Below are 16,531 nucleotides of genomic sequence, written 5' to 3' on the forward strand. Positions count from 1 at the left end.
TTTCTTAAAGTCAACTTCCTTATTTAACTGCGCCACTGGTTACGCCTTCAAAGATGTAACGTTGTAGGAAGAAATATAGAATTATTGTTGGGAGCAGGATGAGCAGAATGGCCGCACAGATCAAATTCCATTCTCCCGAATTGACCCCTTGAAAACGCATCAGGATCGTCGTAACTACACCCAGGCTTTGTTTTGGCATATATAGATAAGGGATGTACATGTCATTATAGATACTAATCGTCTTCAAAATAATCAAAGTAGCCGTAGCCGGCGTCAATAATGGAAAAATAATCGAGCGATAGATTTTAAAAAGAGATGCACCTTCTACCATCGCGTTCTCATCGAGATCCACGGGAATGTTACGGATGAATTGCAAATAAAGAATAATTTGAATCACATCTGCTCCGATGTATAGCACGATAGGGGCGCCGAGTGTATTATAAAGCCCCATGCTTTTGATGATACCAAAAGTCGCTACTTGTGTCGTGATGCTAGGAATGATAGTAGCTATTAGATAGGCACCGAAGACAACAGGTTTTAATTTAAAAGAGAAGCGTCCCAGTACAAATGCTACCATAGTTCCAAAAAGAATGTTCAGAATTAAAGTAACAGCAATAATAATTAACACGTTACCAAAGCCGTTAAGTAAACCTCCACGCTGGAAGACTGCAATGAAATTATCAAAGTTTAAAAAGCTTGTTGGCAACGCCATGGAGCTACTACTGTTAAATTCATCAGTTGATTTGAAGGCGTTTACGATAACTACATAAGGAGGAAAGAGCACGACAAATATGCCGATGATTAGCGAGAAGTATTTAATAACATCTGTAAAGCGGAATTTGGAGTTTGTCATGTCTATTTGTGTCCTCCCCGGCTAAGAACTAGTTGCTGTACTAATAGTACGATGACGACAAAGAAGAGCAAGATGATACTCATGGCAGAAGCGAGACCATAGTTGTTGTAAGCAAATGCAGTGTCTACTACTTTTTGTACGTAAGTTTCGCTGGCGCCCGCAGGACCACCCTTGGTCAATACGAACGGGAGATCAAATACTTCCAGTGCTCCTGTGACGGTAAGAAATAAGTTAAGCTGAATGACTGGCTTCATATTCGGTAAAGTAATTCTCCAAAGGGTTTGGAAGGACCCGGCACCATCAATCTTTGAAGCCTCATAGATATCGTTTGGTATAGCCTGCAAGGAGGCGATGTAGATGACCATGTTATAACCCATGAAACGCCAAAACCCTGTGGATGCCAGAGAGTAGTTGACCAGTCCTTCTGTTCCAAGCCAGCTGGTCTGCCCTAATCCGGTTAGACCGATGCTGTTCAAGAACATGTTCAGAGAGCCGTTAGTAGTGTCAAAGACATAACCAAACATAAAAGCAACGGCAACTCCGTTCATAATGTAAGGAAGGAAAAGTAAGATTCGGAATGCATTTTTCCCTTTGAGCTTACTATTCAGAACAACTGCAAAATAAATGGCGACTATGTTCTGAACAATTCCCATAGCGAAGTATGCAAAGTTATGTGTAAATACTTTGAAAATATCAGGATTAGAGAAGACCTCACGGTAATTAGCAAGTCCGACCCATGGTTTCTCAGGGCTATAGCCATCCCAGTTGGTGAAGCTGTAATAGATCAGCTTAAGCGCTGGATAATACGTAAACGTCGCAAGGAGCAACAATGGGATCGTAAGGAATGATACGATGATTATCGTTTTTTGTTTGTTATAGGAAAGTGTTCCGAACATCGCTAGCCCTTCTTTCATAAAAGCTTGGTATGGAAAGGCAAAATGGACTATCCGTAAGGGCGATAATCCATTTTGCGCCGTGGTGTACTTCTGGTCAAAAGCTTGTATTAATAGCCGAGATCTTTCTTAGCTTTAGCCCAGGCTTTATTCCATTTGTCTAATACAGTTTGTGGATCTTTGGCAAGCACAAATTCCTGGACAACAGCAGGGAGATCCAGTTGTGCTTTGTTGCCGATTTCTGTAACCTTCGCATCGTCAACAGTTCCCTCTACTAGCTCTACTCCGGTAGCTTGGAATTCTTTTAGCTGAGCCAGATTAGATTCTTTTCCTTTTAGTGGGGAGATAAAGCCCGCAAAGTCCTCATAGCCGGAATCCTCAATCATCCATTTTACAAAAGCTTTAGCAGCTTCTAAATTTTTACTGTTTTTAGCAACAGCATAGAAGAAGTCTGGGCTAAGAGTAGCGGAAGGTTTACCTGAATTGTCATAAGGGAATGGGAAGAAGCCAACATCGTCTGAAGGAGCTCCTACTCCAATAACTTGGTTAATGACCCAGTTGCCGAGATAGTACATGGCGAACTTACCAGAAGCGATGTCTTTTTTCGATTGCTCCCAGTTGGTGGAGTTGATGTCTTTTTCCAGATAGCCTTTTTCGTTCAGTTCTCTCAGCAGACTAAACGCTTTCCCGTAACCATTGTCTAAAGTGAATGGTGTCTCAGAGTTCAGCTTCTCATTAGGGAAGTCAGGGTTGCCTGCAATTAGGCGTGGAGTGTCATAAGCCCAAGTACCGAGTGGCCATTTATCTTTGAAGTTAGAGGACAATGGAATGACACCTTTTGCTTTCAGCTTTTCGCAGGCAGCCAGGAATTCATCCCAAGTTTTAGGTGTTTCTGTGATGCCAGCATCTGTAAATGCTTTTTTGTTATAAACAATTCCGGATGTCGAGTTCCCTGTGGTAATTCCGTACAGCTTGCCATCAAAGGATTTGAAGTCTTTAAAGGTGATTTGATCGTTCAGACCGAGGTCATCCAGTGAAGCGAAGTATTTCGGCAGGTCGGAGTTAGGAATGGTAGGAATGAACATAACATCTGGAAGCTCGCCGCTGGCCATTCTGACTTTAGCCTGTTGATTATAGTCGGTCTGGGAAGCTTCGAATTCGACTTTAATATTCGGGTATTTTTCATTAAAGCGCTTTAAATATTCATCGTATTCTTTGCCAATCATGTCTGTTCTGTTAGTCAGGAAGGTGATTTTGCCGCTAATATCAGCTCCTGCTGCAGGCTCGGCTGTTGCGTTGTTTGTTGAATCTCCGCTTGTATTCTCTGTATTCGTTGCTGCAGGCTTATCGGTTGCAGAAGCCCCGTTATTGGTGCTGTTTCCATTGTTCGAGCCACAGCCAGTCAGCGTTGATGATAAAACCATAATCATAACAAAAGATAACGAAAATAACTTATTTCTCATAACATAGTCCCCTTTTTCATTATTTTGTTAGCGTTTACATGAACATTATAGCTTTAAATAAAGCGTTTAGAAATGTATTGTATTATTATTTATTGTCTTTATTTGTTTTGTTTGAACGATTATAATTAATTTATTCCTAACTAATGGATAACAAAATACTAAGAATGACAATTGGATTCAATGAAATACTAGAAAAGGTATGCTATTTTGAAAGATGCATATGCTCTACAACACTTTTAGGAGGGTACCATGAAACATCTTGAGATGAAGCTTGCGAAGTGGGAATTTAGAAGCTGTGGTGACGAGGAGTGGCTTCCGGCTACTGTGCCAGGCACGGTCCATACGGATTTATTGAAGAACGGAAAGATTGAGGATCCCTTCTATGGAACAAATGAACATAACCTACAGTGGATTGATAAGAAGGATTGGGAATATCAAACCACTTTGCAGCTGGGTGAAGAGTGGTTGGAGCTTACTTGCACAGAACTGATTTTTGAAGGTCTTGATACCTATGCTGACGTGTATGTGAATAATGTACATGTGCTCGCTGCAGATAATATGTTTTTGGCGTGGAGAGTGGATGTTAAAGATCAGTTGAAGATTGGTGAAAACCATATACGAGTGAGATTCCGCTCTGTAGTTAAAGAGGATCTGCCTAAGCTAGCGAAACTGGGATATGCGTTACCTGCACCGAATGATCAATCCGAGCTTGGGGGACTAGAGGAACAGCGGATTAGCGTTTTTGCCCGCAAAGCGCCTTATCATTACGGTTGGGATTGGGGTCCGCGTTTTTTGACCAGTGGAATTTGGCGTGAGGCCTCTCTTGAGGGGCGTAACACAGTTCAAATCACAGATCTCCATATCCGCCAAAATGTGATCACAAAGGAAGAGGCTCATTTAACCGCAATGATTGAAGTAGATGCTCCTGCGGCATGGCAGGGAATGCTGCGAATGAGTGCTGATGGATTAGAGTCAATAAAAGCGGTTTCCTTAAAAAGTGGAAAGCAGCTAATAGAGATGGATATCGTGGTAGATCAGCCGCAGCTCTGGTGGTGTAGAGGACTAGGCGAGCCTAATTTATATACATTCCAAGCGGAGTTGCTGCAAGATACGGAAGTTGAAGTTAGCAAAAGCGTAAGAACCGGGCTTCGTAGCATTCAATTGATTCGGGAGCATGATGCGAAAGGGACTTCATTTTCTTTTGTACTGAATGGGGTGTCGGTCTTCGCTAAAGGTGCCAATCATATTCCGAATGACAGCTTCATCACAGAAGTAACCGAAGAGCGGTATCGGCATGAAATTGCCACGGCTGCAGAATCAAACATGAATATGCTGCGAGTGTGGGGTGGCGGTTTTTATGAAGAGGAGATATTTTACAGGCTCTGTGATGAATACGGGCTGTTGGTCTGGCAGGACTTCATGTTCGCTTGCAGCATGTATCCGGGGGATGAAGCGTTCCTTGCGAATGTGAAGAAAGAAGCGGAGTATAACATTAAAAGATTGCGCAATCATCCCTGCATCGCCTTATGGTGTGGTAATAACGAGATTGATTCGGCCTGGTCACAGTTCGAGGAAAATATGGGCTGGGGCTGGAAAGAAAAACTCAGTGCTGAGCAAAGAGCTACCATGTGGGCTGATTATGAGGAAATATTCCACCGGATTCTACCGGAGGCTGTAGCCGCATTCCATCCAGGTGTGGACTATTGGCCGTCTTCACCAATGCGGAATTTGACTGGAGATATGAATCAACATACGACACGGATTGTGGGCGATGGGGATGTGCATTACTGGGGCGTGTGGCACGGGATTGAGCCTTTTGAGAATTATAATACCAAGGTTGGCCGCTTTATGAGTGAATACGGATTCCAATCGTTCCCGGAACTGAAGACCGTAATGAGCTATGCTGAAGAGCAGGATTTGGAGCTTACTTCAGAGGTGATGCTGGCTCATCAGAAGAATGGACGCGGGAATCTGCTGATCAAGGAATACATGGATATGTATCTGCCGCAGCCGAAGGATTTTAAATCATTTCTGTATATGAGTCAAATCCTGCAGGCTGAAGCGATTCGAATCGCGATTGAAAGTCACAGAAGGAATAAACCTTATTGTATGGGGACTTTATACTGGCAGATGAATGATTGCTGGCCGGTCGCTTCTTGGGCGGGGATGGATTACAACGGACGCTGGAAGGCATTGCAATATACCGTGCGCTCAAGTTTTCAAGATGTTCTGTTGTCTATTGACGGTACAGACCGTGAGCGGATTGACGTTCATGTCGTATCTGATTTAAGAACAGCGGTTATCGCTGATTTGGTGCTTAAATTGTATCAGTTTAACGGTTCCCTAGTACAAGAGTGGACACATTCAGTTGAGTTAGGAGCTGATTCTGCGGCTATCGTATTCTCGTCTCCAGTAGCGGAACTAATAGAAAGTCATGGATCTAACGATGTGTTGCTTGAGATCAGCTTGCAGGCTGATGGCGAGATGATAGATCGAAAGGTGCACTATTTTGTCCCGGAAAAAGAAATTCGGTTGCAGCGGTCAGTAATTAACATAATGGAAACTCCAGATAGCGGAGGTCTAAGCTTCACTGTGACAAGTGATGTATTAGCTAGAGGCGTATATCTGACCTCAGAAGATGAAGGAATATTCTCTGACAATTACTTTGATCTTCTCCCAGGGCAGCCCAAGACGATAACGTTCTCGAAACGCGGGAACGATGGAAGGGGCTGGATTCCAGGCGCTCCTAAGGGACTGAAGGTTCAATCGATGGTTGATTTTGTGAGCGAAGATTCACTGTAAATCTTAAGGAGAGAAGGACTGTTGCATGGGGATTTCAATTCAGGAAGATAAGGGATTATTCCATTTACAGAATGCAGGGATGAGTTATATCCTTCAGCTGGTTAATGATTATCCGGCACATGTGTATTGGGGCAAAAAGCTGCGTAGCGACAGCAATTTGGACGACCTATTGAATCTGGGAGGAAATACGGGACTTGACCGACTGCCGCAGGAATATCCACAATACGGCACGGGAGATTTCAGAACACCTGCTTATCAGGTTCGGCTTGAAGACGGCACTCGTATCACGGAATTGAAATACAGTGGGTATCGCGTAATGGAGGGGAAACCAGCACTTACCGGGCTGCCTTCAGTATATGTAGAGTCTGGCCAAGAAGCACAGACGCTAGAGCTTACGCTTAGGGATGATTATGCCAAGCTAACTGTTATTTTACGATATTCCATATATGAGCATTCCAACGTAATTACCCGCTCGGTCGAGTTCACAAATGATGGAGAAACACAACTGCAATTACAGCGTGCATGGAGTGCGAGTGTAGATTTCTCGTCTGGCGAAATGGATATGATCTATTTGGCAGGAGCATGGTCAAGAGAAGGTAATCTGACTCGCAGACGTCTGGTGCAAGGTGGTACAACTATTGGGAGCCGCAGAGGGATGAGCAGCCACCAGTTAAATCCATTTGCCGCGCTGGTGAAACCTGAAACGGATGAGAATCATGGAGAGGCTTACGGCTTCAGTCTTGTATATAGTGGAGGCTTTGAAGCCGAGGCAGAGGTCGACTCCTTCGGGATGACACGGTTTACGATGGGGCTGAACGCTTTTGATTTCTCTTGGCTGCTGGAGCCGGGGGAACATTTCCAGACCCCGGAGGTAGTTATGGTGTATTCATCCGAGGGGATCGGGGAAATGTCGAGAACCTATCACCGCTTGTACCGGACTCGTTTGTGCAGAGGGTTATATAGAGATAAGGAGCGACCGATCTTGGTCAATAACTGGGAAGCCACCTATTTCAACTTCAATGCGGAGAAACTGGAGTCCATTGCGGCCGAAGGCGCGAAGCTTGGGATCGAATTATTCGTGCTGGATGATGGCTGGTTTGGCAAAAGAGACGCTGACAACTCCTCTCTCGGAGACTGGGTGGAGGATCTGCGCAAGCTTCCAGGCGGATTGTCTGATGTCGCCCAACGCGTGAACCATCTAGGCTTGCAGTTCGGCCTCTGGTTCGAACCGGAAATGATCTCGCCAGACAGTGAGCTCTACCGGAAGCATCCCGACTGGTGTCTGCATGTGCCGGGACGGCGCCGCAGCGAGGCCCGCTGGCAGCTGGTGCTAGATTATACGCGAGAAGATGTACGGCAGTACATCTATGAATCGTTAAGCCGAATTTTCACTACCGTGCCGATTAGCTATGTGAAATGGGATATGAACCGTTGTTTAACGGAGATCGGCTCTGCAGAATTACCCCCTGAACGCCAAGAGGAAACTGCACATCGTTATGTGCTAGGTTTGTATGAACTATTGGAGCGAATAACTTCAGAGTTTCCACATATTTTGTTCGAGAGCTGCTGTAGTGGTGGTGGCCGTTTCGACCCAGGCATGCTACATTACATGCCGCAGACATGGACCAGTGACGATACTGATGCTGTAGAACGGCTTAAGATTCAGTACGGAACAAGTCTGGTGTATCCGGTTAGTTCCATAGGCGCGCATGTGTCTGCTGTGCCGAATCATCAGGTAGGACGGATCACCCCGCTGTCCTTTCGTGGAGATGTAGCTATGTCCGGTAATTTTGGTTACGAGCTGGATCTTACGAAGTTTACAGACGAAGAGAAGGAGCTTGTGAAGGAACAGGTTGCGAACTATAAACAGATCCGCAGTCTTGTTCAGCAGGGCAATCTGTATCGTCTGCAAAGCCCGTTCGAGGGTAACGAGACGGCATGGATGTTCGTCTCAGACGATCAGCATGAAGCACTCATTTATTACTTCCGGGTAATGGCTGTGCCGCACCCGCCACGCCGCAGCTTGAAGCTGAATGGCTTGAATCCGGAGCTGAATTATACTCTGGAGGCAAGCGGTGAGGTCTACGGCGGCGACCGTCTAATGCAGGTCGGACTGGCACTGCCGGATATTCAGCAGGATTATGTTAGCGGATGCTTTAAATTGAAGGTGCAGGAATAGATAATTTATTTCAAAAGGAAACAAGCCATGAGCCCGGCTCTTGGCTTGTTTTTTGTGCTGGTATAAATGATATTTTTCCTCTGTTTGAGCCGAACGAACTTCAGGGTTTTCTCTGATTGTTGTTCGGTTTTTTCTCGTTTAACGTTTAAGGAATTATGATCCAAAAGCCTGACGGTACTTTACGGGGGACATCCCCTCGAACGTTCTGAACACTTTAATGAAATAGCTGGACTGGGCAAAACCGGACTGAGTCGCAACCTGAGCAATGGAGAGTCCAGTAGAAACCAGTAGAAGCTTGGCTCTGGCCAGTCGGCAATCCGTTAAATAACGGTTTGGTGTTTTGCCCATAACCATTCGGAACAGCCGTAGAAAATAATAGCTGCTGTACCCGGTTAGTCTTGCCATCGACTCCAGTGACCAAGGGCGGGCACATTCGACATGAATGATATCTGCGGCACTGCGGATAGACTGCCTGACCTCGTGTGGTACTGAGCCGTGAAGCGGTTCGGAGTTCTGCAGCAATTTCACTAGAAGCTCGTACAGAAGCGCGGATAGTCTTGGCTCATTACGTGTTACATAGGAAGCGCTCAGTAAATACATTTCCTCGAATAACTCATCCAGCTTAGCGTCCAAATCAAAAGTGAACAGGTATGCACTAGACTGGTCCACTTCTTCTAATAAGGGGAGTACAATTTGAGTGCTAAAATGAACCCAACGAACATCCCAAGGCTCTCCGGGATCAGAGCCGTACTGCTGGTAGGCGCCTTTAGGGTAAAGAAACCCTCGTCCTCTGCTCATTGGAATACGTTCGCCCTCATGGAATACATAACCCTCCCCACCAAAGATTAAATGCAGGTTATAGCTTCCCAGGAATCCTTCACTTCTTCTCTCGGTATGCTGTGGAAAGTGACTGTAATGTCCCAAAAATTCAGGATAACAGACATATTTTGAAAAAGCTGGTGTCGGCAAATACCATTGTTTCTTCATGTTATATGGCACTCATTTCTGTCGCGCATCAGAGCGCTAGTTGGTTTAAGTTCATTAACGCAAGATCGTTATATGATCGCAATATTTTGTTATATAAGACTTGTCAATATTGATACTACAATAGAATTATAAAATACTGAAAGCATATTTTTAATACTTTGGAGGTAATGATGAAGAAACCTGTCGCAACAGAAAAATTCGAGCTCGGTGTCTGTTATTATCCGGAACACTGGCCGGAAAGCATGTGGGAGGACGATTATCGCCGGATGCGAGAACTAGGCTTTACAATCATTCGGATCGGGGAGTTTGCTTGGTCAATTTTTGAACCTGCTGAAGGGGAATTCCAGTTCGGGCTCTTTGATCGGGCGATTGATTTAGCTCATAAACATGGTCTTCAGGTTGTTCTCGGCACGCCAACGGCAACACCTCCAGCTTGGCTGACCCATAAGTATCCAGAAGTATTAAACGTGACGTATGAAGGGGTTACCCTACAGCATGGCATGCGCCGTCATTATAATTACAGTAGTCCCAAATACCGTGAGCTATGTGCTCGGATTACGGAACAGATGGCTGAACATTATGGCAATCATCCAGGTGTGGTCGGCTGGCAAATTGATAATGAGCTCAACTGCGAGATCAGTGAATTTTATTCAGAGAGTGACCATAAGGCTTTCCGGAAATGGCTGCAGCAGAAATATGTCACGCTTGAGCAGCTAAACGAGGCTTGGGGGGCCGTTTTTTGGAATCAGAGTTATAGTGATTGGTCTCAGGTGTATCTTCCGCGTCCAACCCCATCACCTAAGCAGCCCAATCCCCATCAGGCTTTGGATGAAAAGCGGTTTATATCGGACAATACGATTTCTTTTGCCAAAAACCAAGCGGACATCATCCGTAAACTTGCCTCTAAGCAGTGGGTAACAACGAACGGTCTGTTCGGGCATCTCGACAGCCATGAATTGACGGATGAATTACTGGATTTCTTCAGCTATGATTCCTATCCGCAGTTCTCGACTATTTTTTATGATCCGAATGAGCGGAATCCGCTGAATGACAGAGGCTGGGGACTTTCATTATCTGTTGTCCGTTCTATTTCCCCTAATTTCTGTATTATGGAGCAGCAGTCGGGACCGGGTGGCTGGGTGAACCGGATGGATATGCCATCTCCGAAGCCGGGACAGATGCGGTTATGGACCTATCAATCGATCGCTCATGGCGCAGATATGGTGCTGTATTTCCGCTGGCGGACAGCCACGATGGGCAATGAAATTTATTGGCACGGCATTAACGACTACCATAACCAGCCGAACCGAAGAGTACGGGAAGCGGGACAGATCGGTCAAGAGCTGGCAGCGGCAGGGCAAGCACTTATCGGCACCCGTAATCAGGCTAACGTTGCTATTGTTCGTGATTATGCTAATGAGTGGGATGGAGAGTACGATGTATGGCATGGTCCATTTATGTGGAAGAGCAATAAGGAGTGGTACAAGGCACTCCAACGGAAGCATATCCCAAATGACGTACTCTATTTACGCCAAAAGACGATGCTGGAAGAGCTCGCACGATACGACGTGCTTATCTATCCTCACCCAGCGATCATGACAGATGAGACAGCGTCGCTTCTGGATGAATATGTTCAACAAGGTGGAAAACTGATCTTCGGATGCAGAACCGGCTATAAGGATGAGCGCGGTCAATGTTATATGCGTCCTTTCCCAGGTGCTGCTAGGGATCTATGCGGGATCACAGTCGAAGAATTCACCATGGTTAAAGGTAGTCGTCAGCCAACGACGATTAGCTGGTCGGGTGCGGCAGAAGGGGTTACCGGGGCAGATGATTTTAATGATATTCTCCGGAATGAGGATGATTCGGTCGAAGTCATGGCGGTCTATGCCTCGGACTATTATGCGGGAAAGCCGGCGGTTACAAGAAATCGTCGCGGCAAAGGCGAGGTTTGGTATTACGGAGCAGTCTTTAATGAACAAGCAGCGTCCATAATCATAGAACAAATCGGTCTGCAGTCGCCAGTAGAATGGCTGGTGCTCCCTGAAGATGTAGAGCTGCAAGTTCGTAATGGGACTTCTTCCAGTTACACTTTTTTACTTAATTATAGTGAAGTGCCTGCCTCCATACATTTGCATGAGACCAAAACAGATTTACTGAGCGGAACAACATTATCGGGTGAGGTTACTTTGGAAGGCTTTGGGGTATGGGTATTATATTAATGCTATGAATAAAAAAGGTAATGAACTAAACGGAGTTACGTATTAGAGATCTAATATGTAACTCTATTTTGTTATAGGAGCTAATCAATAGGATACTTTTTAAATATAGTTATTAATTCCAACAAAATACAACGGGCAACAGGTACAATATAAAGAATATCCTAGATTTGAAGGAGGGAAGTCTTATGATCATTGAAGCTGAGAAAGTATTGTTACAGTATTCGTTCATCAATCCCATCATTGAATTCATTAGACATAATGAGAATATTACATTTAAAGTGACCGACAAAACGGATAACAAGAATTATTTGTTACGTATACATAAACCAATATCTGAAGGGTTCTCAGGCTTACAACATACACGAGATGGATTACAGGCAGAAATGTTTTTTCTGCGAGAAATCGATCAGAAGAACATACTAAAAGTTCAAAGACCTGTTGTAAATCAAAAAGGGGAACTGGTTACTGAATATAGTTCGGAGCAATTTGGTACTAGTTTGGCCACTCTTTTAGAATGGATCGAAGGCTCGACGCTAACCCAAGATGAAGATAACATTGAACAGATTGTTCATAGATTAGGTAGAAATCTTGCCATTTTACATGAATTCTCACGAACGCTAATGCCCTTGGAGTTACATAGACCTGTATACAATGTCACAAAGATTGATGAAACTTTAATAGAACTTGGAAAGGGAACAGACAATGGAGCCCTTAATCAGGAGGATTACGAAGTTATTAGTAGCGTTCTACTCGTAGTAAAAGAACAATTAGCAGAGCTAGACGCTAGGGACAACTCATGGGGGTTCATTCATGCTGATTTTCAACTGGGGAATATCGTTGTGTCGGAACAAAATCCTATCTTAATAGATTATTGTTTATTTGGTTATGGTTACTACCTGTTTGATTTGGGCTCTGCATCTTCCATGTTGAAAAGTGAGCTCCGCAAAACGCTTTTGGAGGGTTATGCTTCTAAATCAAGCTTTTCGCTTGATGAGATTCGGTACATTGAAGGACAAATATTTATGGATATTTTTATTAGTTACGTATTTTTTATTCATGACTCTGAGAGGAACGGTTGGATGAAAGAGCACGCCTCCAAAATATGCAGTACCCTATGCCGCGATTTTCTTGAGGGAAAAGAGGTATATTATTCGTTTTAACGATGGTGTGATATTCTAATGGGGAATGAAAAATGAAGGTATCGGATTCGCCAAGTTTGTTTAAAATTTGGTCTGATCCAGAGGTTACCAAGTTCATGAATATTGATAGTTTTACAGATGAAAATCAGGCAAAAGATATGATAAAACTTCTTGATGAATTTTCTCTAGATAACAAAGCTATTCGTTTCTCCATAATTGAAATGAAATCCAATGAAATTATAGGTTCATGTGGTTTTAATTCTTTAGACTTTGAAAATGAGAAAGCGGAGATTGGATATGACATTGCTAGAGCATTTTGGGGAAGAGGCTATGCTTCAGAAGCTATAAGTGCTTTGTTAGATTACGCATTCTCAACTTTGAAGCTGAATCGAATCGAAGCAAAAGTGGAACCCGAAAACGTGAATTCAGTAAAAGTCTTGCAAAAGCTGAACTTTATGTTTGAGGGAACCTTAAGAAGGTATGAAAGAGTAAACGGAAAGTTTATAGATCTCAATATGTATTCAAAATTAATATCAGATTGATTATTTAAGGCAGTTTAACTCAAAAACTTAGATTTATGCCAGAGGTTATATAGGTCTCCATAAGGAATAAAAACTTATACACTATAAATATAGGAGTTGAGCAGATGGAGACCATATTAACAGAGGAAATGATCTTGGATGACCTACTAAATACATTTCATCGTTTATTCGGTTTGAATGTAATTGAAACTACTTCGATAAAACGAGGCTGGTTAAACTTAAAGTGGAAAGTTACGACGGATGCAGGGGTATTGTTACTTAAACAATACAATAAAGAAAGATATAAATTATATAAGTCAGAGGAGATATTGTTAGCTCTCTCTCAACAGATTAGATTGTATGACCAAGGTCTAGCGTGCCCCAAAGTGCTATCACAGAATGAAAGTGTTTTGCTTGAATCTGATAATGGAGAACGCTTCCTGGTGATGGAGTATTGCCAGGGAAAACTAATTTCACCAGGTACAATCAATATCCATCAAATATATGATTTAGGTCGAGCGACAGGAAAAATGCATCGATTGTTAAATGACGGGACACTTGGCATTAAAAATAGTCCGCAATTTATTCCTCCAAGTCGTGAGGAGCGCTTAGCACATTGGAACTCCGTTTGGGAAAAGACTAAGGGACTTGGTAAACCTCAGCTGCTTGCTGATATAGAAACTCAATTTAAAGCTACTGAAGAAATGAATATAGAATTACTCGAATTACTTCAATCAGGCTGGGCACATCGTGACCTTTGGGTAGATAATCTTTTATTTAATGATAACGGATTATCTGCAATTCTAGATTTTGATCGACTAAAATATGACTATCCGCAGCTTGATGTAGCTCGTGCTGTGATGTCATGTGCCTTAGATGATAATTTAGATGTCTCCCTGGCTTCGGCGTTTATGGAAGGTTACAGTGAGGAACGCGACGTGGTAGAAGGCTATTTAACACATTCATTACAGTTGTTGTGGTATATGGAAAGCATATGGTGGATTAACGCTAACATAGATCAACATAGTGTACCGCCAGCTCGCTTTGCGAAGGAAATGATTTGGCTTGCAGAAAATCAAAAAAATATGTCCGCTTTGTTAGGAAATCTTTAGACAACGTAAAATTAACCACTATTCGTTAAGCTAACGGGTAACTATAGCTCAACTAAACAGCGACAGTCTAGGGCTTTGTCTCCACGTCCATGACTGCCGCTGTTTCTATTATTGAGGTAATTCGATAAGAACATGACCTATTTCCCCATAATCTACATTGACTTGGGTTTGTCTCACCCCTATGATGATTATTAATATAAAATAAATGGCACATTGAGGAGCGAAACATCATGGCTTTGGAGATCGAACGCAAGTTTCTGCTGCCGGAATTTCCGGAGCAGCTTATTCAAGCAGGCGAATTGAAGATTGTGACCCGGCATAATATCGATCAGACGTATCTGGCGATAGACGGCGGGCAAGAGCTGCGTGTGCGTAAAATTACGGATCTGGACTCAGGAGAGGTAACATACACACATACGTTTAAGGACGGCAAAGGGATCAAACGTGAAGAGATCGAATATTTTATCTCGGAGGGTTTATATAATCAGATGATTGAGGCAGTAAATGCGGTAGCCTTGGTCAAAGAGCGGATTACGGCGGTGTGGAATGACACAACGGTTGAGATCGACGTCTATTCTCAGCTTAAATTGTCCGTTCTGGAGGTTGAATTTGAATCTTTGGAGGAAGCGGAAAGCTTCAAGGCACCGGAATGGTTCGGCAAGGATGTCAGCACAGAACGGCAGTACAGCAACAAAACCGTCTGGAAAGAGCTACAAAATAAGACAAAGAATTAACGGACTTTAGCGCGTAAACGTGGTAGTATATAGGGAAAACAAGCAGCTATAAAGTGAAACTTATATTTATATATAGTATATAGAGGGGTTCAGGAGGATGAGCATGAAGTATATAAGCACAAGAGGCAATGTGGAACCTAAAGGCTTTATCGATACGGTGTTGATGGGACTTGCTGATGACGGCGGTTTGATGGTTCCTTCCGAGATTCCTGTAGTTTCAGCAGCTACTTTAGAAGAGTGGAGAAGTCTTAGCTACCAGGAATTGTTCCTGAAGATTTTCGCCTATTACACTAATGATGAGATTCCTTTAGAAGATTTGCAGGAAATGGTCAATACTAGTTATGGTAATTTCCGCACGCCAGAAGTAACGCCTATTCAACAATTGAACGATTCTTTATATGTCTTGGAATTGTTCCATGGCCCTACTTTTGCCTTCAAAGATGTAGCACTGCAGTTTATGGGTGAGCTGTACTCGTATATTTCTAAAAAGCAGAACAAGATCATCCACATCCTCGGAGCAACCTCGGGGGATACTGGGGCGGCAGCCATTCAGGGCGTTCGCGGAAAAGAAGGAATCAAGATCTGTATTCTTCATCCCCATGGTAAGGTTAGTAAAGTGCAGGAGCTGCAGATGACTACGGTTGATGACAGTAATGTACTGAACCTGTCTGTTCATGGTAACTTTGATGATTGCCAAAAGGTGATTAAGGATCTGTTCGCAGATCTCGACTTTAAGAGTCGCTATCATCTGCGTGCGATCAACTCCATTAATTTTGTGCGTATTCTGGCGCAGACCGTCTATTATTTCTATGCGTATTTGCATGTTGATGGCAGCAACGAGAAGAAGATTAACATCAGCGTGCCTTCCGGCAACTTCGGTAATATTTTCTCCGGATATTTGGCTAAGCAAATGGGCTTACCGATTAACAAACTCATTATTGCTACGAATGAAAATAACATCTTGGAGCGTTTTGTGAACACTGGGGAATACAAACCAGGCGGCTTCACAAGTACGTACAGCCCTTCGATGGATATCCAAGTGGCGAGCAATTTTGAGCGGTATCTGTATTATTTGGTTGGCGAAGATTCCGAGAAGCTGTCTGCGTATATGTCCAAGCTGCAAACCGAGGGCAAGATTACGGTTGAAGGCGAGGCGCTTCAGCAGGTGCAGCAGGATTTTGCAGCGCTTGGCGTGAAGAATGATCAATGCTTGAATACAATTGCTAAGTATCAAAAAGAATATAGTTACCTGCTTGATCCGCATACTGCATGTGGAATCGCAGCTTACGAAGCTTTTAATGGTTCGGATGAGATTGGGATTACCTTTGCGACCGCACATCCAGCTAAGTTTGATGAGGCGATTACTCTGATCGACATTAAACAGGAATTCCCGGCACAAATTAAAGCGTTGTTCGAGATGCCACAACACCAAACCGTAGTGGATCATGACAAGGATGAAATTGTGCGTCAATTGCAGGCTTTTTATAAATAAGTTGTAAATCCGTATGGCTCAGCAGGCTCCTGTTCTTAAGTTAAGAATGGGAGCCTTTTTACTGCATCCTTCGACAAATAATGTCGCTGTTTACTATGAATAGTTTGATATCGACAAAAGATGATGCAGTGGTG

Annotated in this window: 12 protein-coding genes; 8 read left to right on the top strand and 4 right to left on the bottom strand. The window is 43.6% G+C overall.

Going from position 1 to position 16,531, the window contains the following annotated elements; all coding sequences use genetic code 11:
* Positions 1–19 precede the first annotated feature (19 nt).
* The 3 genes from MHB64_RS04230 to MHB64_RS04240 form a co-directional block, all read right to left on the bottom strand.
* Entirely contained in the window at positions 20–853 is an 834-nt protein-coding gene (locus MHB64_RS04230; protein WP_094870749.1) for a carbohydrate ABC transporter permease, read from the bottom strand.
* Between the two features lie 2 nt (positions 854–855).
* Positions 856–1,749 (bottom strand): carbohydrate ABC transporter permease, encoded by an 894-nt coding sequence (locus MHB64_RS04235; protein WP_094870750.1) that lies wholly within the window; start codon positions 1,747–1,749, stop codon positions 856–858.
* Positions 1,750–1,856: 107 nt separating this feature from the next.
* The gene (locus MHB64_RS04240) at positions 1,857–3,209 is read right to left on the bottom strand and encodes an ABC transporter substrate-binding protein (protein ID WP_094870751.1); all 1,353 of its coding nucleotides are present in this window, start codon (positions 3,207–3,209) and stop codon (positions 1,857–1,859) included.
* A 249-nt stretch (positions 3,210–3,458) separates the two neighbouring features.
* Here MHB64_RS04240 and MHB64_RS04245 point away from each other — a divergent pair, with 249 nt between their 5' ends.
* Positions 3,459–6,011 (top strand): beta-mannosidase, encoded by a 2,553-nt coding sequence (locus MHB64_RS04245; RefSeq protein WP_341133791.1) that lies wholly within the window; start codon positions 3,459–3,461, stop codon positions 6,009–6,011.
* A 25-nt stretch (positions 6,012–6,036) separates the two neighbouring features.
* On the top strand, positions 6,037–8,190 hold the full coding sequence (locus tag MHB64_RS04250) for an alpha-galactosidase (RefSeq protein ID WP_341133792.1): 2,154 nt from the start codon (positions 6,037–6,039) through the stop codon (positions 8,188–8,190).
* Positions 8,191–8,343: 153 nt separating this feature from the next.
* On the opposite strand, the gene MHB64_RS04255 is transcribed toward MHB64_RS04250, so the two are convergent.
* A complete protein-coding gene (locus MHB64_RS04255) occupies positions 8,344–9,177 on the bottom strand; it encodes a helix-turn-helix transcriptional regulator (protein WP_094870754.1) in 834 nt (277 codons plus the stop codon).
* A 170-nt stretch (positions 9,178–9,347) separates the two neighbouring features.
* On the opposite strand from MHB64_RS04255, the gene MHB64_RS04260 reads away from it, so the two are divergent.
* The 6 genes from MHB64_RS04260 to thrC all read left to right on the top strand — a co-directional run bounded on the left by MHB64_RS04260 (position 9,348) and on the right by thrC (position 16,397).
* Positions 9,348–11,399, top strand: a complete 2,052-nt coding sequence (locus MHB64_RS04260) for a beta-galactosidase (protein ID WP_341133793.1) — start codon at positions 9,348–9,350, stop codon at positions 11,397–11,399.
* Between the two features lie 185 nt (positions 11,400–11,584).
* Positions 11,585–12,559: a phosphotransferase enzyme family protein gene (locus MHB64_RS04265; RefSeq protein ID WP_341133794.1), complete on the top strand. Its 975-nt coding sequence runs from the start codon at positions 11,585–11,587 to the stop codon at positions 12,557–12,559.
* 32 nt (positions 12,560–12,591) lie between these two features.
* Positions 12,592–13,080 carry a GNAT family N-acetyltransferase gene (locus MHB64_RS04270; RefSeq protein WP_341133795.1) on the top strand — a complete coding sequence of 163 codons (489 nt, stop codon included), beginning with the start codon at positions 12,592–12,594 and terminating at the stop codon, positions 13,078–13,080.
* A gap of 104 nt (positions 13,081–13,184) precedes the next feature.
* Complete coding sequence (locus MHB64_RS04275; RefSeq protein WP_341133796.1) at positions 13,185–14,171, top strand: phosphotransferase; 987 nt, start codon at positions 13,185–13,187, stop codon at positions 14,169–14,171.
* A gap of 230 nt (positions 14,172–14,401) precedes the next feature.
* Entirely contained in the window at positions 14,402–14,905 is a 504-nt protein-coding gene (locus tag MHB64_RS04280) for a CYTH domain-containing protein (protein WP_341133797.1), read from the top strand.
* A gap of 103 nt (positions 14,906–15,008) precedes the next feature.
* Positions 15,009–16,397, top strand: a complete 1,389-nt coding sequence (gene thrC / locus MHB64_RS04285) for a threonine synthase (protein WP_094870759.1) — start codon at positions 15,009–15,011, stop codon at positions 16,395–16,397.
* Positions 16,398–16,531: the final 134 nt, after the last annotated feature.

The organism is Paenibacillus sp. FSL K6-2859 (assembly GCF_038008265.1).
Classification (GTDB): Bacteria; Bacillota; Bacilli; order Paenibacillales; family Paenibacillaceae; genus Paenibacillus_AQ; species Paenibacillus_AQ nitricinens.